19 protein-coding genes are annotated in these 25244 nt (G+C 59.6%); 15 read left to right on the top strand and 4 right to left on the bottom strand.

The genetic code is table 11. The features are described 5' to 3' along the window. Positions 1–31 precede the first annotated feature (31 nt). Complete coding sequence (locus ACXHXG_RS23325) at positions 32–583, top strand: winged helix DNA-binding protein (RefSeq protein ID WP_457900908.1); 552 nt, start codon at positions 32–34, stop codon at positions 581–583. A 304-nt stretch (positions 584–887) separates the two neighbouring features. After that, on the top strand, positions 888–1718 hold the full coding sequence (locus ACXHXG_RS23330) for an MBL fold metallo-hydrolase (RefSeq protein WP_457900858.1): 831 nt from the start codon (positions 888–890) through the stop codon (positions 1716–1718). A 39-nt stretch (positions 1719–1757) separates the two neighbouring features. On the opposite strand, the gene ACXHXG_RS23335 is transcribed toward ACXHXG_RS23330, so the two are convergent. Together ACXHXG_RS23335 and ACXHXG_RS23340 are read right to left on the bottom strand one after the other, a co-directional pair. Continuing rightward, positions 1758–2522 (bottom strand): polysaccharide deacetylase family protein, encoded by a 765-nt coding sequence (locus ACXHXG_RS23335; RefSeq protein WP_457900859.1) that lies wholly within the window; start codon positions 2520–2522, stop codon positions 1758–1760. Beyond that, complete coding sequence (locus ACXHXG_RS23340; RefSeq protein WP_457900860.1) at positions 2512–3615, bottom strand: glycosyltransferase family 4 protein; 1104 nt, start codon at positions 3613–3615, stop codon at positions 2512–2514. Before ACXHXG_RS23340 ends, ACXHXG_RS23335 begins: the two co-directional genes overlap by 11 nt. 190 nt (positions 3616–3805) lie before the next feature. Here ACXHXG_RS23340 and ACXHXG_RS23345 point away from each other — a divergent pair, with 190 nt between their 5' ends. Together ACXHXG_RS23345 and ACXHXG_RS23350 are read left to right on the top strand one after the other, a co-directional pair. Then, positions 3806–5530: an adenylate/guanylate cyclase domain-containing protein gene (locus ACXHXG_RS23345; RefSeq protein ID WP_457900861.1), complete on the top strand. Its 1725-nt coding sequence runs from the start codon at positions 3806–3808 to the stop codon at positions 5528–5530. Between the two features lie 28 nt (positions 5531–5558). Then, positions 5559–6437: an FkbM family methyltransferase gene (locus ACXHXG_RS23350; protein ID WP_457900862.1), complete on the top strand. Its 879-nt coding sequence runs from the start codon at positions 5559–5561 to the stop codon at positions 6435–6437. Between the two features lie 3 nt (positions 6438–6440). On the opposite strand, the gene ACXHXG_RS23355 is transcribed toward ACXHXG_RS23350, so the two are convergent. Beyond that, positions 6441–6920: a class I SAM-dependent methyltransferase gene (locus tag ACXHXG_RS23355; RefSeq protein ID WP_104826677.1), complete on the bottom strand. Its 480-nt coding sequence runs from the start codon at positions 6918–6920 to the stop codon at positions 6441–6443. Between the two features lie 134 nt (positions 6921–7054). Here ACXHXG_RS23355 and ACXHXG_RS23360 point away from each other — a divergent pair, with 134 nt between their 5' ends. The 11 genes from ACXHXG_RS23360 to ACXHXG_RS23410 all read left to right on the top strand — a co-directional run bounded on the left by ACXHXG_RS23360 (position 7055) and on the right by ACXHXG_RS23410 (position 23288). Next, a complete protein-coding gene (locus ACXHXG_RS23360) occupies positions 7055–8260 on the top strand; it encodes a DUF3095 domain-containing protein (RefSeq protein ID WP_104826676.1) in 1206 nt (401 codons plus the stop codon). 345 nt (positions 8261–8605) lie between these two features. After that, positions 8606–9946, top strand: coding sequence for an adenylate/guanylate cyclase domain-containing protein (locus tag ACXHXG_RS23365; RefSeq protein WP_199773648.1), 1341 nt, complete (start codon positions 8606–8608; stop codon positions 9944–9946). A 162-nt stretch (positions 9947–10108) separates the two neighbouring features. Next, entirely contained in the window at positions 10109–12007 is a 1899-nt protein-coding gene (locus ACXHXG_RS23370) for an ABC transporter ATP-binding protein (protein ID WP_104826675.1), read from the top strand. Next, positions 12001–13917 (top strand): ABC transporter substrate-binding protein, encoded by a 1917-nt coding sequence (locus ACXHXG_RS23375; protein ID WP_457900863.1) that lies wholly within the window; start codon positions 12001–12003, stop codon positions 13915–13917. The genes ACXHXG_RS23370 and ACXHXG_RS23375 overlap by 7 nt, the downstream gene beginning before the upstream one ends. Further along, positions 13910–14908 carry an ABC transporter permease gene (locus ACXHXG_RS23380; protein WP_104826673.1) on the top strand — a complete coding sequence of 333 codons (999 nt, stop codon included), beginning with the start codon at positions 13910–13912 and terminating at the stop codon, positions 14906–14908. The genes ACXHXG_RS23375 and ACXHXG_RS23380 overlap by 8 nt, the downstream gene beginning before the upstream one ends. After that, on the top strand, positions 14905–16080 hold the full coding sequence (locus tag ACXHXG_RS23385) for an ABC transporter permease (protein WP_104826672.1): 1176 nt from the start codon (positions 14905–14907) through the stop codon (positions 16078–16080). The genes ACXHXG_RS23380 and ACXHXG_RS23385 overlap by 4 nt, the downstream gene beginning before the upstream one ends. 100 nt (positions 16081–16180) lie before the next feature. Continuing rightward, complete coding sequence (locus ACXHXG_RS23390) at positions 16181–17395, top strand: glycosyltransferase family protein (RefSeq protein ID WP_104826671.1); 1215 nt, start codon at positions 16181–16183, stop codon at positions 17393–17395. Between the two features lie 17 nt (positions 17396–17412). After that, the gene (locus ACXHXG_RS23395) at positions 17413–18672 is read left to right on the top strand and encodes a glycosyltransferase (RefSeq protein ID WP_457900864.1); all 1260 of its coding nucleotides are present in this window, start codon (positions 17413–17415) and stop codon (positions 18670–18672) included. Then, positions 18654–19811 carry a glycosyltransferase family protein gene (locus ACXHXG_RS23400; RefSeq protein WP_457900865.1) on the top strand — a complete coding sequence of 386 codons (1158 nt, stop codon included), beginning with the start codon at positions 18654–18656 and terminating at the stop codon, positions 19809–19811. Before ACXHXG_RS23395 ends, ACXHXG_RS23400 begins: the two co-directional genes overlap by 19 nt. A gap of 233 nt (positions 19812–20044) precedes the next feature. After that, a complete protein-coding gene (locus tag ACXHXG_RS23405) occupies positions 20045–22759 on the top strand; it encodes an ABC transporter transmembrane domain-containing protein (RefSeq protein WP_457900866.1) in 2715 nt (904 codons plus the stop codon). 52 nt (positions 22760–22811) lie between these two features. After that, a complete protein-coding gene (locus ACXHXG_RS23410) occupies positions 22812–23288 on the top strand; it encodes a cyclic nucleotide-binding domain-containing protein (protein ID WP_104826668.1) in 477 nt (158 codons plus the stop codon). Positions 23289–24007: 719 nt separating this feature from the next. Here the strand turns inward: ACXHXG_RS23410 and ACXHXG_RS23415 are convergent. Continuing rightward, positions 24008–25150, bottom strand: a complete 1143-nt coding sequence (locus ACXHXG_RS23415) for a fumarylacetoacetate hydrolase family protein (protein WP_457900867.1) — start codon at positions 25148–25150, stop codon at positions 24008–24010. Positions 25151–25244 lie beyond the last annotated feature (94 nt).

Raw genomic sequence — 25244 nt, forward strand, 5'->3', positions numbered from 1 at the left:
CTTTGTCACATAGTCTGCCTCACGCACTTCAATCCGGATATGTGAGTACTCTTTGGGCAAGTCGAAGGAACGGAAATCTTCCCGCGAATTGATCGTGTCATCCGCTCATCTGGCGGTTGGCAGTTCTCCGGCCCTCTCCGAGCTGGAGTATGGATTGATCCTCTTTTCGCATGCGTTTAACCGCTGGATGGTGCGCTGCATGGCGGCTGCCGGCGTCCCCAGCCTTTCCCCGATTGAAATTCTGATCATTCATTCGGTGCGGCACCGGGGCCGGCCGAAGACGTTGTCCGATCTCTGCCTCGTGCTCGACATCGAAGACACCCATGTCGCCAATTACGCCGTGAAGAAGCTGGAGGCCGCCGGTCTCGTCAAGACGGGCAAGGCGGGTAAGGAAAAGATGATCCAGGTAACTGATAAGGGCCTGGAGGCACTGACGCGCTATTCCGAAATCCGCGAACGGCTGCTGGTCGAAGCGACCAAGGTTTCCGGCCTCTCTCAGGACGATCTTTCCGACATGGCATCACATTTGAGAGCTCTGTCGGGCTATTACGAACAGGCAGCAAGGTCGGCGGCAACCCTCTGAGCTTGCCGACTGGGACCTGAAGGCATACCGACAACAATCCAACGACATCCATTGCAGGTGTGACTTTCTGCTGTCTCGCCAACACCTCATCACTTGTTGTTCGAGGCTTCATCCTTTTTTTGTCGCATCATACCTATATTAGCTCTGTGCGATCCGTTGCTGAACACTGGCCGAAGCATTTTGCGTCGATGAAACGGCGGGATTTAGTTTTCACGAGAGTCTGACTTTTGCGAAAATTGCTGGCTTCGCACGATAGGAAAAGTGTGCTTACGTTGACGGAAAGGGGAATGGTGTCAAAACTTCTATGAAAAACGATAGTTTCGAGCTTAAATTCTGGGGTGTGCGAGGAAGTGTTCCCGTATCGGGACCGGAATTCGAGCGTTACGGCGGGAATACATCCTGTATCGAATTGCGGCATGACGGCAGGCACATTATTTTCGACGCCGGAACCGGCGCACGCGAGGCTGCACTGTCACTTGCCAAGCAAGGTGTCCGCGACGTCGATGTCTTCTTCACGCACTCGCACTACGATCACATCATAGGTCTGCCTTTCTTCAACCCGATCTATGATCCGAAGGTCAGCGTCGATCTCTGGACGGGTCATCTCGCCGGCAAGACGACGACGCGACAATTGATCGGCCAGTTCATGCGACCGCCTTGGTTTCCGGTGGAGCCCGATATCTGCCGGGCAACGATGAACTTTCGCGATTTCGCGGCCGGTGACACGCTGAAGCCGCATCCAGGCATCGTCATCCATACCGCCAAACTCAATCATCCAGGCGGCTGCATCGGCTACCGCGTCGAATGGGCGGGCCGGATTATAGCCCTGGTCTACGATACCGAGCATATGGCCGGCCAGATGGATGAAGCAGTCCTTTCGCTGATGATGGATGCCGATCTCGCCGTCTACGACACGACCTACACCGAGCCGGAGATGGCGAAACATATCGGCTTCGGGCATTCCACCTGGAAGGAAGGCGTCAAGCTGGCGAAAAAAGCGGGCGTAAAGCGTCTTGCGCTCTTCCACCATGCGCCGGCACGCACGGACAAGGAATTGGACGACATGCAGCGGGATGCGCGAGCGAGCTTCCCGGGCTCTTTTGCCGCCTTTGACGGTCAGTTGCTCGAGCTTTGATGCACCTGTCCCAAACTGCGAACTGGTTTTGGGGTAAGATTATGCGTGCTGCTGCTGACCCATGAAGTCGCCGACGTGGCGCCAATCGATGGCCGCGTGAGCAGCCGTCTCTTCGAACAGCGTTGCAATGAAATCCCACGCCAGGGCGTCGTGGACGAGGTGATGGGTGAGGATGCCGATCGGCTCGCTATTGCCGTCGAAGCGGTTTTGCAGTTCCCGCACGAGATAGCCAACCAGCTCGGCATGCGGCCAGCCGCCGTGGGTCCCGTGCCAATCCATGATATCGACATGGGTATTGATCAACGCGATTGGCTGATCCGGCTTTGCCAATCCGTAGACGGAAACAGCACGATATCCGAAAGCGGCCAACCCGGCCAACAGCGCCTTGTCGATCCGGTTCCACGGCGGCACCAGCATCGGCGCGAATTGCTGGGGATAGAGCGCCTTCAGCTTGTCAAAGCCCTGGCGGAGTTCATCGAGGATGATCGCGTGCGGGCGATGCGGGCCGAGTTCCTGCTTCTTCGCCTCGTCCGGCGCATAATTGTGATGCGTCCAGCCATGCACGGTCACCGTCAAATCTTTCTGGCTTGCCAGTCGCGTCGCCAGCGGTTCGCCGGTATGGGCGGGGATTACAGCCAGGGCGACGGGTACGGAATAACGATCCGAAAGCGCCAGCAACCGGTCGAGCGCCCCGGTTGGCTCGACGGCGTCGTCGTCGCGAAACCATAGTTTCGCCCTTCGTCCGGCATCGGCCCAGCGCTGCAATTCATTGCGCAGGGGCTGCCATGCGGCTCTATTGCTCATAGTAGGAATCTCCCAAATGCTTTCGCAGGATGGCTTCAAGTCGTTTCGAAGCGGCGGTCAACGACCGCTCGTCATGAACAAAGCGGTGGGCCGCCTTGCCCATCGCCCGCCGCTTCTGGTCGTCGTCCAGCAAACGCGCAATCGCGTCGGCATAGGCTCGTGCATCACCTTCGGGTGTCAGAAACCCGGTGACATCATCCATCACCACTTCCGGCACGCCCGCGGTTGCCTGCGCTACTACGGGCAGGCCGGCGGCCTGTGCTTCCAGATAAGCAAGGCCGTAGGCCTCGCCGCAGCCCGGCCAGACATAGATGCCCCCTGTCCGCAACTCGGTGACGATCTCGGGCGTTGAACGCTCTCCGAGCCAGGTGATGCGGCCGGCATCGAAGGCGGAGAACAGCGTCCGCACCTCCCCTCGCATCGGCCCGTCGCCGATGACGGTCAGTGTCCACTCGCGATCCCGGATCAGTTCCAGCGCCTGTGCGAGCATCACATAGCTGTCGAACTTATCGCCGCGCCGCATCATCGCGACGGTTATCAGCCGGTGCGGAGCGACTTCATCGGCAGGTGGCCCAAAGTGCGCCGTATCGATGAACGGCAGGAAGCGCTCGTAGCGCCCCTCGGGAACGGCGTCCAAGAGGCCGATCCGGTCGCGCTCGGTAAAACACAGATTGACGGCAGCCTGCCGTACGGCTTCGGCGATCAGGCGCTGGTTTTCGCCCCAGCCGCCAGCATCATGCCGCCTGCTATAGGATGCCTCGGCGGTGACATAGGGAATGCCGAGCGACGCCGTAACCGGGGGGCCGATCAGGTCGGGCGTCTTGTAGTAGGGATGGTAGGTAAACCATAAATCCGGCCGCGGCTCTGTCCGCCATTTCTCCAGCAATCTATCTGTTTCTTCCGCCGCTTTCCGGGCGATCTCGGCAGACGATGCGTCCTCCGGCGTCGGCCTGAAACTGCGCAACTCAGAGGCGATCTCGACCTTATGTCCCGCCATCTCCAGGGCCGCGATGATCAGGCGCGCCATGAGCCGGTCACCCGACGGCACCGGATGATTGGGCGATTTCAATGGAGCATAGAAGGCGATCTTCATGGCACAAGCGAATAATTGACAAAAACGTGATAGTTTGGCCCGGAAATTGCCCGAATTCCGACAGGTTGCTTGACAATAAGGCTCCCGCTTCAAAAGCCGCATCCTCGACAGCATGCGGCATTGGAGCTAGATGATTTAGGCGATAACCGCTTTCCGTTCTTTTGTGAACGGGCAATATGATCTGGATTTGATGACCACCGAGGCGAGAAAACCCATCATCTCCGATCGTCTTGCGCGAAAGTTCCGCCTCGGCTCCGGTTTGATCATCTTCGTCTTCGTAATCATGCACCTGGCGAATCACTCGCTCGGACTGATTTCACTGAGCGTCGCCGATCACGCACAGCACTGGTTCATGGCCGTCTGGCGCAATCCGGTGGGCACCGTTCTTCTCTACGGCGCGCTGATCGTTCATATCCTGCTCGTCCTGCGCATGCTTTACAAGCGCCGCACTCTGGTCATGCCGGCCGGCGAGGCCTTCCAGATCGTCACCGGTTTGCTGGTTCCGGTTCTTTTGATCGACCACATTATCGGTACGCGCATCCTGCATGATATCTACGGCTATCAGGACAATTACCGCGCTATCGTCCACAGTCTCTGGATCACATCGCCGGCAAACGGCGTGCGCCAGGCGGTCGTGCTGGTGGTCGTCTGGATCCATGGCTGTATCGGTATCCATTTCTGGCTGCGATACCGCTCCTGGTATACGGCTATCGCACCCCTCATGCTGTCTTTCGCCATCGTCCTGCCCGTTCTCGCTTTGCTCGGTTTCGCCGCCATGGGCCGAACTGTGTCGCATGAGGCGGCGCAAAATGACGAACGCGGTTTTCGAGGCGGCTATTACAGCGACATGCGCAGCTATGGCGAAGCCGGGTCTATACCCGGCAGGCAGATGGTCAGCGCCATATGGCCCTATCGCGTCGGTTTCTACGGCGCCTTCAGCGCATCGATCATCAGCCTTTTCGCTTTCCGCACCCATCGCAGGCTGCGCGAACGGCAGCATCAGTTCGCGGTCCGCTATGCCGGCGGCGAAGTCGTGCATGCGCCGCGCGGCTTTACTGTGCTCGAAGCAAGCCGCCTCGGCGGCATCCCGCATTACTCCGTCTGCGGCGGCAAGGGTCAGTGTTCCACCTGCCGCGTCCAGATCATCGAGGGCGCGGATAATCTGCCGCCGCCCGAAGCGCTGGAACAGAAGACGCTGAACCGCATCGGCGCCACGCCGGACGTCCGCCTCGCCTGCCAGTTACGTCCGACAGGAAACGTCAGCGTCCTGCCCCTTCTGACGCCGATGGCGGAATCGAACATTCCCGTCTACAGCCAAACGGCAAGCCCTGGCCGCGAGCGTGAGATCGTCGTCTTTTTCTGCGATCTGCGGCATTTCACGACGCTGACCGAATCGCGCCTGCCCTTCGATATCGTCTTCCTGCTCAACCGCTATTTCGCGATCGTCGGGCGTATTATCGAGAGTAATGGCGGCCGGATGGACAAGTTTATCGGCGACGGCGCCATGGCCTTGTTCGGCCTGCGCACCACGCCGCAGGAAGCCAACCGGCAGGCGCTCAAAGCAGCCGCCGAGATCATCAGGGAGATCGGCAAACTCGGCGAGGAGCTGGCAGTCGAGCTATCGGTCCCCCTCGAAGTCGTCGTCGGTCTTCATACTGGCTTGGCCGTGGTCGGTTCGATGGGCTATGGCAACGTCAAGAACGTGACGGCGATCGGCGACACCGTCAATGTGGCGAGCCGCCTGGAAAGCGTCGCCAAAGAATTCAGCCGCGCCCTGGTCTTCTCCGAGCCGGTGGCGACCCTTTCCGGCATCGATATCGCCGGCATCGAAAGCCGGGAGATCGCCGTTCGCGGCCGCGGCGAGCCTTTGCGCGTCTATATCGTTCCGAAGGAGGAGAGCGGTCGCTTTGCATAGGCCGTTCGGGCGTGTAGGGATGGCCACCATGTCCGACCGTAAGATTTTGACCGCCAAGTACTGGAGACGAACCCTTCGCAAGATCAGGGATCGCATCGCCACACGCTTATTCGATACACGTCTCGGCCGTGAGATCCTGATCAGCGCCATCGGCCCGCGCGTGAAGACGATGACGGTCGATTGCGGTGATCATGTTCTAACCTTCTCGCCCGCTGACTACATCGGCCGTAAAGTGTTTCGCAAGGGCCATTTCGAGCGCGACCATGTCGACCGGTTGCTGACGATTCTGCGCGAGAGCGGTCTGCTGAGAAAGGGCACGGTGCTGCTCGAACTCGGGGGCAATATCGGCACGCAGACCAGCTATTTCGCCCTAAGCGGCGCGTATCGCCATATCGTTACCATCGAGCCGGACCCGCGTAATTTTCGGCTTCTGTCCGTCAATATCGCCGATAACGGCATGCAGGATATGGTCACGGCGGTCAATTGCGCCGCTGGCGATCGCGAAGGACAGCTCGATTTCTACCTGAACCATAAGAACCACGGCAAAAGCAGCGTCTTTCGCCAGAGCGCAAGTGACGAAAAGATCTCCGTACCCGTCCGTCCCGTCGCCGATATTCTTGCCGATGCCGGCGTCGAGGCCGCCGATATCGGGCTGATCTGGATGGATATCGAGGGCTACGAGCCCGTTGCCGTCAGGTCGATGCAGGCGTTGATGGCCCGCAAAGTGCCGCTCTATATGGAGTTTACGCCCACCTTTTACGGCCGGGATCAGGCGATCACCTTCGTCGCCGATCTCGCCGGCTATTACGCCGAATGCCTCGTCTTTTTCGAGGACCGCAGCGTGGCGATGAAGGTTACCGACCTGCCGGTCGAAGGCGACCAGTTCGACGTGTTGTTCCTGCGCTGACGGCTATCTGCGGCGATAGATGAAATAGCGCCCCTCTTTCACACCTGACGGCAAGGACAGTGCTTCGAGATCGGGATGATCGAGCGGCAGGCCGCTGACAGCGAGACCATGCGATGCGAGAACACCGGCCATGATTTCGGGCAGCCAAGTCAGTGTCACCGCGTCCTTGTCCTCGTAACCTGTGCCGATATCGGCATGGGCGAGCGACGCGCCGATACCGATGAAATCTCTGGCGGTATCCTTGATTTCGCCGAGCACGAGATTGCCGTCCTCCGGCATTGACGAGCCGTATGCATGGGCAGCCCGATCGAAGGCGACGACGCGGCGGTCCGGAAAAAGCTCGCGCAGATGATCGAAGGTGCGGCCGTTGCCGAGCCCAAGCTCCAATACGGGGCCGTCCAGCGCTTTGACCTCATCGACAACGGCATTGAGAATATCCCGTTGTGCGGTCAGGCGGCGGATGAAACTATCCAGGCGGCTCATTCGTATACGTCCTTGGCGTCGTGGTGTCTCTCCCGCAGCCGGAGTAGCATGGCGAATGATACCGCGTCGACCGCCTGCTGGTTTTTCGATGCAGTTGTTGTAGGGATATGCGTCGCGCGCTTAAGGGGGATGTCATGGCCGATCTATCGAACGACGATTTCTTCCGTACGTTGCCGGTTTTCACCGATTTCGAAGGCGTCACCGACAGCAATAATTATCAGCCGCTTCCCGATGACTGGCTCCTGGCAGTGGCCGATATCGTCAGCTCGACCAAGGCGATCGCATCGGGCCACTACAAATCCGTCAACATGGCTGGCGCCAGCGTGATTTCAGCCGTGCTCAACGCGCTGGACAATGGCGACTATCCCTTTGTCTTTGGCGGCGACGGCGCTCTGGTGGCCATTCCTCCCTCCGGTGAGGATCGTGTGCGGCAGGCACTGGCCGCGGTGCGGACATGGGTCACGGAGGAGTTGGAGCTCAGCCTGCGTACCGCGCTGGTGCCGATGGCGGACGTTCGCGCCGAGGGGCTGGATGTGCGGGTCGCCCGCTTCAGCCCCAGTGACTTTGTCTCCTATGCCATGTTTTCCGGCGGCGGCGCGAGCTGGGCGGAAAAGCAGATGAAGGCGGGACGCTTTGCGGTCGAAGCGGCGCCACAGGAGACGCGGCCGGATCTGACCGGTCTCTCCTGCCGATGGAATCCGATCGACGCGCATAATGGCGAGATCGTCTCGATCATCGCCGTTCCCGATGCTGCCGGCAACGGCCCCGAATTCCAACGCCTCGTTGCCGATATCATCGCCATTTCCATGGAGCAGAACCGCGGCGGCCATCCCGTGCCGGTCGAAGGGCCGACACCGGCACTTGCCTTCGAAGGCGCCGATATCGAGGCCCGCGCAACGGCGTCGGTCGCCAATCGCTGGCTGCGGAAACTTTCGATCGCCGCCCAGATCGTTGTCATCTATATCCTCGACAAGTTCGGCATTCGCGCGGCAACCTTCGATGCCAAGATCTACCGGCGTGACCTTGCCGCAAATTCCGATTTTCGCAAATTCGACGATGGCCTGAAGATGACCATCGACGTGGACGCCGCGCATCTTTCCCGGATTGAAGCTCGGTTGCGCGAGGCCGAAGCCGCAGGCGTCTGCCGCTACGGCCTGCATCGGCAGCAAAGCGCACTGATGACATGTTTCGTGCCGACGCCGCTGATGCGCGATCACATGCATTTCATCGACGGGGCCAGCGGCGGCTATGCGATGGCGGCTATGGCATTGCGGGAAAAGTTGTGTGCCGCCGTTTCCCCGGCGTTGGATGCACCGCTGGCCTCGCCCGGCACACCATGAGGTTCTTCTCTATGGGAAAATTTTCTTGGATCGCATCGTTTTTGGCCATTGTTTCAGCGGCATGAGAGGCTTATCTAAACAAGAACAAAACGAGAGCCGGCAGTTCTGGCGGCCCTTTTTTGTTGTGCCATGTGTCCACCAGGACGCGTAGAAGGCGCAGCAAATTTTTCACGGCGCCGGCAAAACTCAAACCTTCTGGGAAATGTGCCGTCGTCTGTTGCATGGTTCGCTCATTCGACCTGTGCCAAAATGCTTGGACACGACCTTAACGCCGCGCCCATATCATTTGGTAGATGGCGCGTTGCCGGGTCGGAGCATTTGGGATTGCAAGGAATAGGCCACGGGATGATGACCGTTCATTCGAGTGTTTCCGATATTTTTCTCGACAAGGTCGCCGAATGGCTGACACAGTCGGCGCTGACAGGCGAAAATCTGGAGAGCATCGTTCGCGGCTTTTGCGAACGCATCGCCGCTTCAGGCCTGCCGATCGCCCGCGTGCACCTGACCTTCTCGATGCTGCATCCGCTCTATGATGCCCTCGGCTTCACTTGGCGCCGCGCCGGTGGCCTGACGATCGAAGGCTATCGGCATGTGAACGACAAGCCGGAGCGCTTCGTGCAGAGCCCCTATTATTATCTGCTCTCCAACAATCTCCTGCACCTGCGCCGTCGCGTCGATGTCGACGGGCCGCTGGAGTTTCCCGTCTTCGAGGACCTGCGCAAGGAAAAGATCACCGACTATATCGCCTTCGTGCAGACCTTCGGCGCCGGTTCCGCCCAGGGCATGATGGGCTCATGGTCAACCGACAGCATCAGCGGCTTCAGTGAGGAGATGATCGGCGCGCTGATGCGCATGCAGAATCATCTTGCCATGGCCGCCAAGATGGCGGTGCTTGGCAAGCTCGCCAACAATATGCTCACCACCTACCTCGGCGGCGACGCCGGCAAGCGCGTGCTGAATGGGCAAATCCGCCGCGGCGACGGCGAGACGATCCGCGCCGCCCTCGTCATGGGCGACATGCGGCAATCGACCCTCTATGCCGAGAAAGAAGGGCGCCAAGCCTATATCGATACGCTGAACGAATTCTTCGACGCCATCGCTGCGCCGTTCAACCGTAACGGCGGGGAGATCTTGAGTTTCCTTGGCGACGGTTTCCTTGCCGTCTATCCCTGCGGGCGGCACAAGGACCCCTCCAAGGTCGCCTGCGAGGCGGCACTGTCAGCCGTTTTCCATGCGCAGGGCCGTGTTGCCGCCCTCAACAAGGATCGCAAGACGCGGGGCCTCAGCGAAGTGCGCTACGGCATCGGTCTGCATGTCGGCAATGTCATGTTCGGCAATGTCGGGCTGAAGGATCGCCTGACCTTCTCCGCCTTCGGCGCCGCCGTCAATGAAGTGCAGCGGCTGCAATCGCTGACCAAAAAGTATTCGACGGAGGTGGTCGCAAGCCAGGCCTTTGCGGGCTACACCGGCGGCGAATGGGTAACGCTCGGCGAAGAGAGATTGCGCGGCGTCCGCCAACGCTTCACGGTCGTACATCCGAAAGCCATAGCCGATGCAAATGGGACGACGGAAGTCTTTCATGATGTGGCCGCCGACGGCTTGTCGGAGGCGGAACAGGTCATCCTGCTGCACCGGGATGCCAAGAAGTTCGAGAACCGCCAGCAAGTCGAGAAGTTCATCCAGTGACATTCAGGAGCTCATAGTTGAGCATCCTCCTATAGATCACTGGAAAAGCGACAGTTTTTTAACGGTTGATGCACAGCCCTTTGACTAACTGGACACCCGTTATGGGCTACGTTAGTGTGCCATACGGGGCCATAAGGTCGTGTAAGCGGGAACTACTATAGTATGGCGTCAGGGACTGATTTATTGCGTATCGAGAACCTCGACGTCTCGTTCTCGATCTACGGCGACAAGTTGCGGGTGGTCAAAAGCGCCAATCTCCGGGTGCTTCCCGGTAAGGTAACGGCGCTGGTGGGCGAGTCCGGTTCCGGCAAATCGATCATCAGCCAGTCGATCATGGGTATCCTGCCGACACCGGCTAAGGCAACGGGCCGCATTCTTTTTACCGATCCGCTCGATGGCGTGACAACCGACGTTCTGCAGTTGCCACGCGACAGCATGGAGATGCGCCAGCTTCGCGGCGCGCGTATGGCCAATATTTTTCAAGAGCCGATGACCTCGCTCTCGCCGCTGCATACGGTTGGCAATCAGATCAGCGAGGCGCTTCGCATCCATAATCCGGCCATCAGCAAGGCCGAGCAGCGCGAAAAGACCGAGGAGATGCTGGGCCTCGTCGGCTTTCAGAACCCGCACCGCACCTTCGACATGTACCCGTTCGAACTGTCCGGCGGCATGCGTCAGCGCGCGATGATCGCCATGGCGCTGATCTGCAATCCGGCGCTTCTCATCGCCGACGAGCCAACGACGGCATTGGACGTTACGATCCAGGCGCAGATCCTCGGCCTGCTGCGCAACCTGCAGCAGAAGTTCAACATGGCCATACTGCTGATCACCCATGATCTTGGCGTCGTCGCCAATATGGCCGACGAGGTCGTGGTCATCTATCATGGCGAGATCATGGAGGTCGGACCGGTCGATACGATCTTCCGCCAGCCACAGCATCGATATCTGAAGGCGTTGATGTCGGCGGTGCCGCATTTCGACATGAAACCCGGGGAGCGGCTGAAATCGCTTCGCGACGTGCCGGTCAATATCGGCACGTTCTCGGGCAAGAAGAAATCGGCCAAGACCAACGGCGACGCCGCGCAGATGCTGCTCTCGGTGCGCAATCTCACCAAGACCTATACCTCGAAAGGAAGGGGGCTGTTCGGACGGCGGGCGGGCACGAAGTTCCGCGCCGTCGACGATGTCAGCTTCGACATCCGCCGCGGCGAATGTCTGGGTCTCGTCGGTGAAAGTGGATGCGGAAAGACGACGATCAGCAAGATTTTGATGCGCGCCGTCAGCGCGGATGACGGTTCGGTGACGTTCGACGACGGCGACGGCAAGATCGATGTGCTGGCCGTCAAGGGCGACGATCTCATGGAGCTCCGGACCAAGATCCAGATGGTGTTCCAGGATCCGGTTTCATCCCTGTCACCGCGCATGACCATCCGCAATATTCTGAGCGAACCCCTTGAAATCCATGAGCACGGCGACAGCAGTGAGCGCAAGGAGAAGGTCAAGGGACTTATGCAGGCGATCGGGCTCGACCAGCATTATTTGAGCCGCTACCCCCACAGCTTTTCCGGCGGCCAGCGCCAGCGCATCGGCATCGCCCGCGCCCTGGCGCTCGGGCCGAAGCTCCTGATCCTCGACGAGCCCGTTTCGGCGCTCGACGTCTCAGTTCAGGCGCAGATCCTCAATCTTCTCAAGGATTTGCAGAAGGAACTTGGCCTCACTTATCTATTCATCTCGCACAATCTCGCCGTCGTCGACTATATGGCGGACCGCATCGCCGTCATGGCCCGCGGTCGCATCGTCGAAATCGCGCCGCGGGAGATCATCCTGCGCGATCCTGTCCATCCCTACACCCGCTCTCTGCTCGCAGCAGTCCCCTTCCCCGATCTCGACCGGCCGCTTGATTTCTCCGCCTTGAATGCCGAAGGTCCGGCCGCCAAGCAGAGTTGGGGACCGCAATTTGCAGAGGACGAAGGCGGTGACCTCGCCTACGCCGATCTTGGCGGCGGTCATTTCGTGCGCGCTCGCCGCGGCGCCGATGTTCAGGAATTACGCACGTGGTAACCCGTCGAACCTTTCTCGGTTTTCTTGCATCTTCCGTGTTGCCGCTGCCGGCTGTCGCGGCGGATGCCGACAATGAACCCGACTTCCTGCACGACTGGCTGCGGGCCGGCCAGATGCCGCCGCTGGCGCAGCGCCTGCCGAAGATGCCCCGTATCATCAATCTCGCCGCACTCGGTCGCGAGCCCGGCCGCTATGGCGGCTCGATACGCATGCTCATCGGCGGCCAGAACGATCTGCGTCTTATGAATGTCTACGGTTATGCCCGTCTGGTGGGTTATGATCAGACGCTGACGCTGCAGCCGGATATTCTCGAATCCTACACGGTGGAAAACGACTGTATTTTCACCTTCAAGCTGCGTGAGGGTCATAGGTGGTCGGACGGCCATCCGTTCACATCAGACGATTTCCGTTACTGGTGGGAAGACGTCATTCTCAATAAGAAATTGACGCCGGGCGGAGGCGCGCTGGAACTGCGCCCGCACGGCGATCTGCCGCGCTTCGAAGTCATCGATGAGCTGACGGTGCGTTATAGTTGGGACCAGCCCAATCCGTATTTCCTGCCAAACCTTGCCGCGCCGCAGGCCTTGGTGCTGGTCGGCCCCAGCCATTATCTCAAGCAGTTCCATCCGAAATATCAGGACGATATCCGCCTTTCGGCGCTGATGAAGCAGTATCGCGTCAAGAAAGTCGCTGACCTGCACATCAAGATGGCTCGCGTTTATCGTCAGGAAAATCCCGAGCTGCCGGTGCTGGATCCCTGGCACAACACGACCGCACCGCCGGCCGAGCAATTCGTGTTTGAACGCAATCCCTATTTCCATCGCATCGATGAAAACGGCAAGCAATTGCCGTATGTCGATCGCTTTGTTCTGAACGTCAGCTCATCGGCGATCATTTCGGCCAAGGCCGGCACCGGCGAAAGCGATCTGCAGGCGACCGGTATCGATTTCGACGACTACACTTTCCTGCGGGACGCGGAGAAACGTTACCCGATCAAGGTCAATCTTTGGAAGGCGACGCGCGGGTCGCGCGTGGCGCTGATGCCAAACCTCAATAGCGCCGATCCAGTCTGGCGGCAGGTGTTGTGCGACGTGCGAGTGCGCCGCGCCTTGTCGCTGGCTATCGACCGCCACGAGATCAATATGGCGGTTTTCTATGGCCTCGGCACCGAAAGCGCCGACACCGTGCTGCCGGAAAGCCCGCTCTATAAGCCGGAATATGCCAAGGCCTGGATCGCCCATGATCCGGCCCAGGCCAACACCTTGCTCGATGCCGCCGGCCTCGATAAGCGCGATGCGGACGGCATTCGCCTGCTGCCGGATGGTCGACGGGCAGAAATCACCGTTGAGACCGCCGGCGAAAGCACCCTCGACACCGATGTGCTGGAGCTCGTCATCGACCACTGGCGCAAAGTCGGCATCGCGCTCTTCACCCGCACATCGCAGCGCGATATCTTCCGCAGCCGCGCCATGGGCGGGCGCGTCATGATGTCGATCTGGTACGGCCTCGACAATGGAGTGGCGACCGCCGACATGAATCCCGGCCAGCTTGCGCCGACCATGGACGACCAGATGCAATGGCCGCTCTGGGGCATGTATTATCTCTCCCGCGGCACTCAGGGCACGGCACCCGATCTGCCGGAGGTCAAGAAGCTCGTCGAGCTGCTGGGAAAATGGGGCGAGTCGACTTCATCCTTCGAGCGGGCCGGAATCTGGCATCAGATGCTGGAGATCTATACCGATCAGGTCTTTTCCATCGGCCTGATCAATGGCACGCTGCAGCCGGTCGTGCGTGCGTCACGTTTGCAGAATGTGCCGGAAAAAGCGCTCTACGGTTTCGATCCGACCTGCTATCTCGGCGTCTATATGCCTGACACCTTCTGGCTGAAGGAGGATCAACCGCGTGTTTAAATATATCCTTTGGCGCCTTGCGGTGATGGTTCCGACGCTGCTCGTCATCTCGATGTTGGTCTTCACCATCATCCAGTTGCCGCCAGGCGATTTCTTCGAAAGCCAGATCGCCGAACTTCGCGCGCAGGGCGAGAGTGCCAATCTGCAAGAGATCCAGGACCTTCGCCACGAATACGGGCTCGATAAGCCCATTGCCTTGCAATATGTCTATTGGGTCGCCGGCATGCTGCATGGCGATTTCGGCTATTCCTTCGAATATCAACTGCCGGTCTCGGAGGTCGTCGGCGACAGGTTGTGGCTGACGATCCTTGTTTCGATGACGACGATCATGTTGACGTGGCTGGTCGCCTTCCCCATCGGCATCTACTCCGCCACCCATCAATATAGCTGGGGTGACTACGGCCTGACTTTCCTCGGCCTGCTCGGCATCGCAATTCCGAATTTCATGCTGGCGCTGATCCTGATGTATTTCGCCAATATCTGGTTCGGCGTCACCATCGGCCATCTGATGGATCAGAAATATCTATCGCAGCCGATGAGCTGGGAAAAGGCGCGCTCGATCCTCTCGCATCTGTGGATTCCCGTCATCATCGTCGGCACTGCTGGCACCGCCGGCATGATCAGACGCCTGCGCGCCAACCTGCTCGACGAAATGCAGAAGCAATATGTCATCACCGCCCGCGCGAAGGGGTTGCACCCGCTCCGGGCACTGGTGAAATATCCACTGCGCATGGCGCTTAATTTCTTCGTCGCCGATATTGGCTCGATCCTGCCGTCGATCATTTCCGGCGCCGAAATCACCGCCATCGTGCTGTCTCTGGAGACGACCGGGCCGATGCTGATCAAGGCGTTGCAAAGCCAGGATATGTATCTCGCCGGCTCGTTCCTGATGTTCCTCGCTTTCCTGAACGTTATCGGCGTGTTGATCTCCGATATCGCCCTCGGCTTCCTCGATCCCCGCATCCGCTTGCAAGGCAGGAGCACAAAGTGAACGCACCCCTGCCGCGCCCAGGCGCCCCGCTAGAGCATTACGTTTCAACCGCCGCCTTCGATCCGGAGCAGTTCGAGGCCATGTCGGCCGGTCAGGCGCGTTACTACCAGGCCTCGCAGAAGCGGCTGATGTGGTGGAAGTTCAAGCGGCACAAGCTTGCTCTCGCCTCCGGCATCTTCCTGCTGCTGCTTTACGCCATGATTCTGATTTCGGAATTCCTGGCGCCCTACGGCCTGCATACCCGCAATGTCGAATACATTCATTCGCCACCGCAGAGGGTGCATTTCTTCAACAACGGCGAATTCGTCGGCCCCTTCGTCTATGGCCGCAAGATGACGCTCAATCTCGATACGTTGCGGCGGATCTATACCGACAAGACTGAGGACGTGCAGCCGATCCGCTTCTTCTGTCATGGCGACGCCTATCGCTTCTGGGGTCTAGTGGACGCGAACATCCATCTGGTCTGCCCCGCCGTCGGCGGCCAAATGTTCCTGCTCGGCACCGACCGACTGGGTCGCGACGTATTGTCCCGTATCATCTATGGCGCGCGCATCTCCCTAACGATCGGACTGATCGGCATCGCCATCAGCTTCGTGCTCGGGATCGTCATCGGCGGGCTTGCGGGCTATCATGGCGGTGTTTTCGACCTTCTCGTCCAACGGGTCATCGAAGTGCTGCAGTCGTTGCCGAGCCTGCCCTTGTGGATGGCGCTAGCGGCGATCATGCCGGTGACCTGGAGCCCCATCATCGTCTATTTCGGCATCACCATCATCCTCGGTATTCTCGATTGGACCGGACTGGCACGCGCAGTTCGTTCCAAGCTCTTGTCTTTGCGCGAAGAGGACTATGTACTTGCTGCACAATTGATGGGTGCAAGCTCGCCGCGTATTATTGCGCGTCATCTTATACCAGGCTTCATGTCGCATCTGATCGCGACGGCGACGATTTCGATCCCCAGCATGATCCTTGGCGAAACCGCGCTGAGCTTCCTGGGGCTCGGTCTTCGCCCCCCGATCACAAGTTGGGGCATTCTGCTGACGGAGGCAAAGAACGTCAGCGTCATCGCATTTTACCCGTGGCTCCTTTTCCCGATGGTCCCGGTAATTTTGGTCATTTTGGCGTTCAACTTTTTAGGAGACGGCTTGCGCGACGCGGCCGATCCCTACAAATAGCGGAAAGCGTGGCCAGAAATGAGTTGCAATTCGAAGAGCGGCCGCGGACGTCGTTTGCTGACAACGTGCGAAAATGACTTTCATTCCTGAGGTTTTGCCCATGAAGCGGCGCTTAGAAGATGCTCGAATCCTCATGTATAGTCATGACACGTTCGGTCTCGGTCACCTCAGGCGGTGTCGAACCATCGCGCACGCGCTTGTCGAGGATTATCGCGGGCTGAACGTCCTGATCGTTTCCGGCGCGACGATCGCCGGTGCTTTCGATTATCGAGCGCGAGTCGATTTCGTGAAGGTGCCGAGCGTCATCAAACTGCGCGACGGTGAATATACGTCGATGGCAAGCCATATCGATCTTCAGGAAACGCTGAAGATGCGCCAGTCGATCATCCGCCACACCGCGGAGACCTTTCAGCCCGACATCTTCATCGTCGACAAGGAGCCTATGGGCCTGAAGGGCGAGGTCGAGGAGACCCTGCAATATCTGAAGGCGCGTGGCACGACGCTGGTGCTCGGCATGCGCGACGTCATGGACGCGCCGCACCTGCTGGAAGCGGAGTGGAAGAAAAACAACGCGTTGCAGAAGATCGATCAGTTTTACGATCGCGTCTGGGTCTATGGCCCGCCGGATTTCCATGATCCGCTTGTCGGCCTCGATGTGCCGCCCGGCGTGCGCCGGAAGATGGAGTTCGTCGGATTCCTGCAGCGCAGTGTATCCACCTTGGGCACGAAGTCGGAACATGTGCCTGACGAGGATTACATTCTGGTCACGACCGGCGGCGGTGGCGACGGCGCCGATCTGGTCAGCGATGTCATCGGCGCTTTCGAGCATGACAATACGCTACAACACAAGACGTTGATCGTGCTTGGTCCCTACATGCCGGCCAAGGAGCGTAACCAGTTGCTGGAGCGCGCGAGTAAAATTGCCTGTCTGCAGGTGATCGAGTTCGACAACAAGATGGAAGAGCTGATCGCCGGCGCCAAAGGCGTCGTCGCCATGGGCGGCTACAACACCTATTGCGAGATACTGTCCTTCGACAAGCCGGCGCTGATCATTCCGCGTACGCGCCCACGCGAGGAACAGTTGATCCGCGCTCAGCGGGCAAGCGAGCTCGGCCTTGTCGACATGCTGCTGCCGGAGGAGTCTGCCGATCCGAAACAGCTTGCGGCGGCGCTAAAGCGCTTGCCGACCCGCGCACCACCATCGGCGAGCGGCGGGAACATGCGGCTGGAAGGTCTGGTCCATATTTCCCGCATCGTCGGCGAATGGTTTGACGACCGCGACCACTATCCGCCACTGTCGATCGTCGCCGAATAGAGCATCGGAACCGATCGATGCGGAAAAAAATCCTGGTGGTTCTCAAGGGCTATCCCCGCTTGTCCGAGACCTTCATCGCACAGGAGCTGCTTGGCCTGGAGCGAGCCGGCTTCGACCTGACGCTGATCTCGATGCGTAAGCCGACGGACAAGAAGCGCCATCCTGTCCATGATGAGATCAAGGCGCGGGTCGTTTACCTGCCGGAATATCTGCACAACGAGCCGTTGCGCGTGCTGCGCGCCTTCCTGGCCGGGATCAGAAAGCCCGGTTTCAAGCCGTTGCTGAGGCAGTTCTGGGCCGATCTCAAGCGCGACATCACGCCGAACCGCGTTCGACGTTTCGGCCAGGCGCTGGTGCTGGCGCATGAATGGCCCGACAATGGCGAGTGGCTGCATGCGCATTTCATCCATACGCCAGCCTCGGTGACGGCCTATGCCAGCATTATGACGGGTATTCCCTGGACGTGCTCAGCGCATGCCAAGGATATCTGGACCTCGCCGGACTGGGAGCTGTCGGAAAAGCTCGAACGCGCCCGCTGGACGGTGACCTGCACGCGCAGCGGCTTTGAACACATGCGTGATCTGACCGCAATGCCCGAGAATGTGCATCTCAGCTATCACGGCCTCGATCTTGTTCGTTTCGCACCCTTCACAGGCCACCACTCCGATCGCGATGGCTCGCAGGCATTGGAGCCTGCCTTGCTGCTCAGCGTCGGGCGTGCGGTGGAGAAGAAGGGTTACGATGTGCTGCTGAGGGCATTGGCGCTGCTGCCCGACGATCTCCATTGGCGCTTTACCCATATTGGCGGTGGCGATGGGCTGGCGAAGCTGAAGGCCCTCGCCGAGACGCTGGGCATTACCGACCGCGTCACCTGGAAAGGTGCCATGGCGCAGGAAGATGTGCTGGCGCACTACCGCCAGGCGGATCTCTTCGCCCTTGCCTGCCGTGTGGCGGCGGATGGCGACCGCGACGGTCTGCCGAACGTGCTGGTCGAGGCGTCCAGCCAGCGCCTGGCCTGCCTCTCCACCAATATTTCCGGCGTGCCGGAGCTGCTGACCGATGGCGAAAATGGCTTCGTCGTGCCGCCGGAAGATCCGAAGGCGCTGGCGGCGGCAATGGAACGGGCGATACGCAACCCGGCGCTGCGCCATCGGCTCGGCGACGCCGCCGAGAAACGGGTGCGCGAGCATTTCGACCATCATTCCAGCATCTGGCAATTGACGCGACTGTTCGAGGAACAGTGGCAAAAAGAAGAGCAATGGCGCAAATCCGCATGACGCCCCTCCACACGTCGTCCCCCCGCGTTTTTTTCTATGTTCAGCACTTGCTCGGCATCGGCCATCTCGCCCGCGCCAGCCGTATCGCCAGCGCCATGGCGAAGGATGGTTGCGAGGTAACGGTCGTTACCGGCGGCGTGCCGGTGAACGGCTTTCCTGGTCCGGATGTCACCTCCGTCACCCTGCCGCCGGTGGTGGCCAGCAGCGCCGGTTTCTCCGGACTCGCCGATCAGTTGGGAAATGCCGTCGGCGAGGACTTTCTGGCCGCGCGCCGCGACCAATTGCTGGATGCTTTTCGGACGGCTTCGCCTGATATCGTCATCATCGAGGCATTTCCTTTCGGCCGCCGTCAAATGCGCTTCGAACTCCTGCCGCTGCTTGATGCCGTCGCCAGAGCCAATCCGAAGCCGAAACTCTACGCTTCTGTGCGCGATATCCTGCAGCAGCAGAAGAAGCCCGGGCGCGATGAAGAGACGGTGGCGCTGCTGCGGGATCATTTCGATGGCGTTCTCGTCCATGGCGATCCCAATTTCGTTCGACTGGAGGAGACATTTCCGCTCACCTCGGCGATATCTGACAAGATCACCTATACCGGCCTGGTAGCGCCGCCACTGCCGCCCGAGCCGACCGAGATCTTCGATATCGTGGTTTCCGCCGGCGGCGGTGCCGTCGGGCGCGACCTGATCCGCGCCTCGCTGGAGGCGGCAAGTCGCGTGGCTGTCGATCGCCGCTGGCTGCTGGTCACGGGGCCGAACCTGCCGGAACAAGACTTCGCCGCGTTGACGAGCGACGCACCCGGCAATGTCGACCTCGTCCGTTTCCGCAAGGATTTCCCGTCCTTGCTGAGGGGGGCGGAACTGTCGATCTCGCAGGCGGGCTATAACACGGTCGGCGATCTCCTCGTCACCGGCTGCCGCTCTATCCTGGTTCCGTTCACGGCGGGCGGCGAGACGGAGCAATCGGTGCGCGCCGAGCGGCTGGAGAAGCTCGGGCTAGCACTGGCCTTGCCGGAAGCGGGGTTGACGACGGATCAGCTCGCCAATGCGGTGGAGACAGCGCTGTCGCGGCCGAAACCGTCAAACCCTGATATCGATCTTGCCGGCGCCGAGCGAACCTCGGCGGTCATTCGCCAGACATAACGGTTGCAGCAATGCGTCCGTCGCAATACCTATCGTTTTGCCCCCTCGTTTTCTGCGATCCTGTGATATAAATTGAAAAATCAATGAATCGGAAGGGCACCTGGACGAAGACCGGGCGACGTTTCGTTTTCAAGATGGGGCGCGCATTCACGATGAACTCCTCCCGCACCTCTGCAACATCGGCGTCAACACCGGCGGCGAAGACTGTTGAATTTGGAAGCATGCAATAAGCGATGGAAAAAAGTCTAGCGCGTTACATCTGGTCGAATACCCGGCTGGAGCAAATCTGGATCCTGACGATCGTCGCCGCTTCGATGATCCCTTACTTTCTGTCCTTCGACTTGCCGAAGCAGATCGTCAATGGACCAATCCAGGGCAAGGGTTTCGAGCGTCCGGGGCAAACCCAGACCTTCATGCACATTTCTTTCGACGTGCCGGTGCTCGGGCACTTCGAAGTCTTTCAGGGCCTGCAGCTCACCCGTTTTTGGATGCTGATCGCGCTCAGCCTGGTCTTCCTGGCGCTTGTCATCCTCAATGGTCTCTTCAAGCTTTATATCAACACCTATAAGGGCCGGCTGGGCGAGCGCATGCTGCGCCGCATTCGCTTCGAGCTGATCGACCGCGTGCTGCGTTTCCCGCCCGCGCATTTCAAGCGGGTGAAGCCGGCCGAAATCGCCACCATGATCAAGGACGAGGTGGAGCCGATGGGCGGCTTCACCGGCGACGCTTTTGTGCAGCCGGCGCTTCTCGGTGGCCAGGCGATCACCGCGCTCGTGTTCATCATCATGCAGAATTTCTGGCTGGGCATGATCGCCGCGGGCATCGTCGCAGTGCAGGCGGTCGTCATCCCGCGCATGCGCAAGCGGCTGCTGGAACTTGGACGTCAACGGCAGCTCACTGCGCGCGAACTGTCCGGCCGTGTCGGCGAAATCGTCGAAGGCATAGGCACCATCCATGCCAACGATACCACCAACCTGGAGCGTGCCGACATCGCCTACCGTCTCGGGCTGATCTTCTCGATCCGCTACGACCTCTATCAGTGGAAGTTCCTGGTGAAATTCATCAACAACTTCCTCGCTCAGGTCACGCCCTTCCTGTTCTATTCCATCGGTGGCTTCTTTGCGCTGCAGGGCCGGCTCGATATCGGACAGCTCGTGGCTGTCATCAACGCCTACAAGGACTTGCCGGGGCCGCTGAAGGAACTCATCGACTGGGATCAATCGCGCCAGGACGTGCAGGTCAAATACAATCAGGTCGTCGAGCAGTTCAGCGTGGATGGCCTGATCGAACCGAAGATCCAGGTTATCTCGCCCGCGCCCGCCGGCCGCATCACCCATCCGCTGGTCGCAACCAATCTCACGGTGATCGACGACAGCGGTGCCCGCGTGCTGGATCACGTCTCCGTCGAGATCCATCCCGGCGAAACGGTCGCGATCGTCGGCGACAGCGGCGCTGGTGGCGAATACCTTGCCGAAGCGCTCGGTCGACTGGTCTGGCCGGATACCGGCCGCATCTCCATCGATGGCCGCGACTTGCTGGAACTGCCGGAATCGCTGACGGGGCGGCGTATCGCCTATGCCTCGTCGGACACCTTCTTCTTCCACGGTACGTTGCGCAACAATCTTCTCTATGGCCTGAAGCATGCGCCGCTGACCGCGGCCGATTATGACGACGAGGCGGCCACCAAGCTCAAATGGCAGATGGCAGAGGCACGGCGCGCCGGCAATCCAGAGCTGGATCTCAGCAGCGACTGGGTCGATTATGGCGCTGCCGGCGCCACCGGTCCGGATGATATCTACTCGGTCATCCGCCCTGTTCTCGATGCTGTCGCCATGTCCCAGGATATTCTCGACATGGCGCTGCGCTCGAATGTCGATACGGCCGCGCATGATGATCTTACCTCTCGTATCGTCGAGCTGCGCCAGGCGCTGCGTCTCAGGCTGCAGGAGGAGAATCTCGACGGGCTTGTCGTGCCGTTCGAATTTGACGCCTACAATCCGCAGGCAACCGTCGGCGAAAACCTGTTGTTCGGTACGCTGAAGCGGCCGCTGATGACCAACCGCAAGCTCGCCGCCCATCCTTATTTCCAGAAGCTGTTTACGGATACCGGGCTCGAGACCGACCTCTACGACATGGGCCTGGAGATCGCCGAGAACGCCGTCGAACTCTTCACCGATCTGCCGCCGGATCACCCCTTCTTCCAGCAACTCACCTTCATGACTGCGGAGGATATCCCGACATACGAAGCGTTGCTGCAGAAGCTGAACGGCAAGGGCTTCAGCGCCGCGACGCCCGATGAGCGAGTGGCCATCATCCGCCTCAGCTTCTCCTACATCGAACCCCGTCACCGCTTCGGTCTCCTGACGCAGACGCTGATGGACAAGATCGTCAAGGCGCGCGCCAAGTTCCATGAACATATCCCGGCTGATCTCGCGCGCGTGATCGAGCGCTACGACCCCGAGCGCTTCACCGCCTCGGCGACATTGATGGACAACGTGCTTTTCGGCCGAATTGCCCACCAGCAGGCCGATGCGCCCGAGCGTATCCACACCATCCTGTATGATGTCTTCGAACGGCTGGGCATGCAGGATAGCGTATTGTCGATCGGCCTCGATTTCGACGTTGGTTCCGGCGGCAAGCGGCTGACCAACGTGCAGCGGCAGAAACTCAATCTTGGCCGCGCCTTGCTGAAGCGGGCAGATTACATCATCTGCAACCGGCCGCTGCCGGCGCTCGACCATCGCGTTCAGGATCAGATCGCCCGCGCTGTCCTGACGGGGCTCGACAGAAGCGAATATGCGCCCGCCGTCGTCTGGGTCCTATCCAATCCGGGCTTTGCGGAGCTGTTTGATCGCGTTCTGGTTTTCGATCGCGGCAGCCTGGTTGAAAGCGGCACCTCCACCGATCTTTTAGAGAAAAACGGTATGTTCAAAGAACTGTTATCGTAATATCCTATTGCAACGGTGGTATCTGGGGCCCGACACTGGGGGTTTGAAGCTCATGCTTCTGAAAGACGAAGTTGAAATGCTAAAGCGGGTGCCGATTTTTTCGCGCATCGCACCCGCAAAGTTGAAGCTTTTGGCATTTACGTCGGATCGCGTCAGCTACAATGCCGGTCAAGTTTTGTTTCATCAGGGCGACCAGGGCGATGCCGCCTACGTTGTTCTTTCCGGAACTGCTGATATTCTTGTCGATAGCCCGGCTGGAGAGATCAAGGTCGCCGAAGTCGACATCAACTCCATCGTCGGTGAAATCGCCATTCTCTGCGACGTCTCCCGCACCGCTACCGTCAAGGCGACGTCGCGGCTGGAGGCGCTGAAGATCAGCAAGGAGCATTTCCTGAAACTGCTCAGCGATTTTCCCGAAATGGCCGTCGAAATCATGCGCGTCCTCGCCGACCGCCTCAATCACACCACCTCCGAACTCACCGCCGCCCGCAGCCGCCAGAACCAGCAGCAGTCAGTGTCGACGCATTGAGATTGAGCCGTTGTGCCGACCTTTTCAGGTCTCGCGCGAGTGCATACTTCATCCGCAAGCACCCGCTTTGATGGGCACCTTTCGCTTTACTCATAGCTATGGGCGAGATGATGCTGCGTGCCGCTACCTCCATCGCATGACCACATCAGGAAGGCTTTCCCCTAACGTACGTCTTAGCGGGTGAGGTTTCGGATCTTCGGTCCCATATTTCCTACAACCTTCATACGGATAATGGATGGCTCATTGCCTTGATTGTCACGTTGTCCTTAGTATTCGACGCGCTCAAATTCTCTGATGCAGTAAGGACTGGTCATGGTGTTCATCCTTTGCGATCGGAACTATAGAGCGATGACCGAGCGTGAGAAACAGATTGAATTGGATCGCCTCATAGAGATACTCCGGGACGACGGCATGCCCTATCCCAGAACAAGCGGTATGCTTCTCTCCGGCGCTATGCTTGACAAGACGGTTTCGGAATGTCGGCGGCTTGTGTCGATATCGCGGCGATCTGGACCGCATGTTGGATCTTTGGAGCAAAGCCCTGTGCAGCCATACAGCCTTTGAGTGCTTTGTTGGAGGCGCTGGCCCCGACAATCCATAGGCTACAGGCGGCTACTTGGGTTTCTGAAGCATGGCCGTAGCAAATCACCTTTGATTGCTCAAACCGTACCTCCTTTCGCCTGGGCATTATGGCAGCCGAGTCTCCCTTCACGTCTCCATCAAATCAGCCCACGCCCAGCCAAATTGCGCATCAAATGCGACGTTCCAAACGTCCAGGGAGCGCATTCCGTCGACAACAGCACCCGGTTCCTCAATGCGCCGAGCTTGTCGTTCGAAATGGTGACGATATCGCCGACCTTGTGGGTGAAGCCCTGACCGGGCGTGTCGCGATCTTCGACGGGCGCAAAGAGCGTCCCCATGAAGAGGACGAAGCCGTCCGGGTATTGGTGATGGCGACCGATGGTCTGAGAGACGAGATCGAGGGGATCGCGGCTGATTTCCTTCATTGATGAGCGCCCATGCAGCACATAGCCGTCCTCGCCCTCGACCTTGAGGTCGAGATCGGCGTTGCGCACGTCGTCGAGTGTATAGGTCTCGTCAAACAGGCGGATGAATGGGCCGATCGAACAGGAGGCGTTGTTGTCCTTCGCCTTGCCGAGCAGAAGCGCCGAACGCCCCTCCACATCCCGCAGGTTAACGTCATTGCCGAGCGTCGCACCCTTGACGCGGCCCTGGCTGTCGACAGCCAGCACGATTTCCGGCTCGGGATTGTTCCACTTCGAGATCGGGTGCAGGCCGACATCGGCGCCCGTGCCGACGGAGGACATGACTTGCGACTTGGAGAAGACCTCGGCATCCGGGCCGATGCCGACTTCAAGATATTGCGACCAGACTCCCTCCTCGATCAGTGCCGCCTTCACCTTGGCAGCTTCCGGCGAACCGGCCTTCAGGTTGCGAAGGCTGTCGCCGATCAGGGCCGTGACCTTGCCTCGGATTGCCTCCGCAAGATCCGGATTGCCGGCGGCGCGCTCCTCGATCACGCGCTCCAGCATCGAGCGGGCGAAGGTGACGCCGCAGGCCTTGATCGCCTGCAGGTCAACGGGGGCAAGCAGATGGAAGACTGACAGGTCGGCTTTGGTGGCAAGCAGATCATCGAGCTTGGCGACGGCTTCGCCCTTTTGTGCGCGGATAAAACCGACCGGATCGTCCTTCTCGAGGAGGTCACGCACGGTCGGCGTGTCTTTCGAGGTGATGTCGCAGAGCGCGCCGTCGCGGACGACGACAACAGCCGGGCCTTTAACATCAGGACGCCAGATGCGGCCGACAAAGATTCCCGTGCTGAAAATGTCAGAACTTGCCATGTGTTTGCTCTCTCCCAGGTTCACCCCATTTTTTTAGCGCAGGCAGAGAGGCTTTGCCACCTTGGATCGGCTCGAAGGATAGCAGGGTTTTGGA

Source organism: Rhizobium sp. LEGMi-198b, assembly GCF_054114205.1.

Excerpts from the sequence above, each read along its gene's own strand:
- ACXHXG_RS23330 (WP_457900858.1), top strand. The coding sequence starts at position 888 with ATGAAAAACGATAGTTTCGAGCTTAAATTCTGGGGTGTGCGAGGAAGT.
- ACXHXG_RS23335 (WP_457900859.1), bottom strand. The coding sequence starts at position 2,522 with ATGAGCAATAGAGCCGCATGGCAGCCCCTGCGCAATGAATTGCAGCGC.
- ACXHXG_RS23340 (WP_457900860.1), bottom strand. The coding sequence starts at position 3,615 with ATGAAGATCGCCTTCTATGCTCCATTGAAATCGCCCAATCATCCGGTG.
- ACXHXG_RS23345 (WP_457900861.1), top strand. The coding sequence starts at position 3,806 with ATGACCACCGAGGCGAGAAAACCCATCATCTCCGATCGTCTTGCGCGA.
- ACXHXG_RS23350 (WP_457900862.1), top strand. The coding sequence starts at position 5,559 with ATGTCCGACCGTAAGATTTTGACCGCCAAGTACTGGAGACGAACCCTT.
- ACXHXG_RS23355 (WP_104826677.1), bottom strand. The coding sequence starts at position 6,920 with ATGAGCCGCCTGGATAGTTTCATCCGCCGCCTGACCGCACAACGGGAT.
- ACXHXG_RS23360 (WP_104826676.1), top strand. The coding sequence starts at position 7,055 with ATGGCCGATCTATCGAACGACGATTTCTTCCGTACGTTGCCGGTTTTC.
- ACXHXG_RS23365 (WP_199773648.1), top strand. The coding sequence starts at position 8,606 with ATGATGACCGTTCATTCGAGTGTTTCCGATATTTTTCTCGACAAGGTC.
- ACXHXG_RS23370 (WP_104826675.1), top strand. The coding sequence starts at position 10,109 with ATGGCGTCAGGGACTGATTTATTGCGTATCGAGAACCTCGACGTCTCG.
- ACXHXG_RS23390 (WP_104826671.1), top strand. The coding sequence starts at position 16,181 with ATGAAGCGGCGCTTAGAAGATGCTCGAATCCTCATGTATAGTCATGAC.
- ACXHXG_RS23395 (WP_457900864.1), top strand. The coding sequence starts at position 17,413 with ATGCGGAAAAAAATCCTGGTGGTTCTCAAGGGCTATCCCCGCTTGTCC.
- ACXHXG_RS23400 (WP_457900865.1), top strand. The coding sequence starts at position 18,654 with ATGGCGCAAATCCGCATGACGCCCCTCCACACGTCGTCCCCCCGCGTT.
- ACXHXG_RS23405 (WP_457900866.1), top strand. The coding sequence starts at position 20,045 with ATGGAAAAAAGTCTAGCGCGTTACATCTGGTCGAATACCCGGCTGGAG.
- ACXHXG_RS23410 (WP_104826668.1), top strand. The coding sequence starts at position 22,812 with ATGCTTCTGAAAGACGAAGTTGAAATGCTAAAGCGGGTGCCGATTTTT.
- ACXHXG_RS23415 (WP_457900867.1), bottom strand. The coding sequence starts at position 25,150 with ATGGCAAGTTCTGACATTTTCAGCACGGGAATCTTTGTCGGCCGCATC.